General features: G+C 67.3%; 3 protein-coding genes. 1 reads left to right on the forward strand and 2 read right to left on the reverse strand.

Annotation, left to right across the window (positions count from 1 at the left end):
• Positions 1-277: hemerythrin domain-containing protein (locus tag QZV94_RS25020; protein ID WP_293683206.1), on the forward strand; the 277-nt coding region annotated here is incomplete at its 5' end.
• Between the two features lie 29 nt (positions 278-306).
• On the opposite strand, the gene QZV94_RS25025 is transcribed toward QZV94_RS25020, so the two are convergent.
• Together QZV94_RS25025 and QZV94_RS25030 are read right to left on the reverse strand one after the other, a co-directional pair.
• Positions 307-660, reverse strand: a complete 354-nt coding sequence (locus QZV94_RS25025) for a CoA transferase (RefSeq protein ID WP_293683208.1) — start codon at positions 658-660, stop codon at positions 307-309.
• Positions 657-1,632, reverse strand: a 976-nt coding sequence (locus QZV94_RS25030; protein ID WP_293683210.1) for an FAD-linked oxidase C-terminal domain-containing protein, incomplete at its 5' end; no start/stop codon positions are given. The genes QZV94_RS25030 and QZV94_RS25025, both read right to left, overlap by 4 nt.

Below are 1,632 nucleotides of genomic sequence, written 5' to 3' on the forward strand. Positions count from 1 at the left end.
GATTCTGGCGAAAGAGCATCGCGAGGATGAGACCGGCAGCGAGGTCCTCATTGAAATACTTCAACGGATGACCGCAGGAGCGGCGCCGAGTGAGGACGAGCGCGCGCTGCTGCGCGACTTTTCGGACAGATTGCGCCATCATCTGGCGCTGGAGAACGGCGTATTGTTGCCGATCGCGCGAACGCGCATGAACGCGGAGGCGCTGCGCGCGGTCGGCGAGTCGATGGCGGCGCACCGCGCCCCCGGGGGGCGCCAACTGAAAACGACGGGGGAATGACGCGGATGGGCTCCGAAGGATTGCACGCATTACGGGACGTTTTCGGAGACTCGGCGGAAGAAAATAAGCGGACGTCGGTTGCGGCGATTGCCGCATCGCCCCCGCGCACGGCGTGCGATCTCCTGCCCTTCGGGGCTCGCGATGTCGAGCGTCACTGACTGTTTGCCGCGGTTGGTGGAGGCGAAGTAGGCGGAGTCGGTCGTGTCCGCGCCATCCTGGGTCTTGAGGAACGGCGGCCCCCAGGCTCGGGTGTCGTCGCCCGTGCCCGGCCGCTCGATCTTGATCACTTCCGCCCCCAGGTCCGCGAGCACCTGCGTGCACCACGGGCCCGCGAGGATGCGGGAGAGGTCGAGGACGCGGATGCCGGCGAGGGGGGCGGTCATTTGTCGAGCAGGATGCCGGGATTCAGCACCCAATTCGGGTCCAGCGTGTTCTTGGTCGCGCGCATCACCTCGCGATACAGCGGCGGGATTTCCTGGTCGTACCACTTGCGGTGGTCCGGTCCGAGCGAGTGGTGGTGCGTGATGGTGCCGCCCGCGTCGCACATGGCGTCCGAGGCCGCGCTTTTGATGGCCCAGAACTGCTCGACCAGCTTGGACTTGTCTCCGAAGGCATGCCAGGTGAAGTAGGGCGCCGGGCCGTCCGGGTACACGTGCGTGAAGCGCACGGTGCAGGTGCCGGTGCGGCCGGTGACTTCCCGGATGGCCTTGAGGGTGCGCTCCTTCACGCTCGCCTGGAAGGCCATGTACTGGTCCCAGGTAACGCAGCTCTCCATCGTGTCGCGCATCACGCCGCGGGCGATGGCGTGCTGGCGGAGGTAGGGCCCGCGCAGGAACTTGTTGCGCCAATTGCCGGCCGCACCCTTTCTCTGGGACCCGTCGTCCTGCAGTGCGTCCTTGTCCCACTCGCCGCCGAAGTCGGCGCAGATCTCGAGGGCGCGGTTCATCCACGGCTCCAGCGGGTGGTCGCCGGATTCGAAGGTCAGTACGAGGACGTCCTTCGTGCCGTCGCCGGCCTCGGTGAAGAGGGCCTCGTCACGCTCCAGCAGGCGCGCGTTCGCCGGGAAGAGCCCCGCTTGGCTGATGACACGGGTGGCGTTCACGGCTTTCTCGTAGTCGCTGAAGCGCACCGTCGTCGCGCAGCGGTACGTGGGCTTCTTGTGCAGTCGCACCCAGGCTTCCGTGATGACGCCCAGGGCCCCCTCGGAGCCGAGGAAGAGGCGATCCGGGTTGGGGCCGGCACCGGATGTCGGCCAGCGGTGCGAGGCGATGGTGCCCGAGGGTGTCACCACGCGAAGGCTCTCGACGTGGTCGTCGATCTGCGTGTAGTTGGTGGCGTAGTGGCCGGCCGCGCGT

Source organism: uncultured Phenylobacterium sp. (assembly GCF_902826855.1).
Taxonomy (GTDB): Bacteria; Pseudomonadota; Alphaproteobacteria; order Caulobacterales; family Caulobacteraceae; genus Phenylobacterium.

Excerpts from the sequence above, each read along its gene's own strand:
- QZV94_RS25025 (WP_293683208.1), bottom strand. The coding sequence starts at position 660 with ATGACCGCCCCCCTCGCCGGCATCCGCGTCCTCGACCTCTCCCGCATC.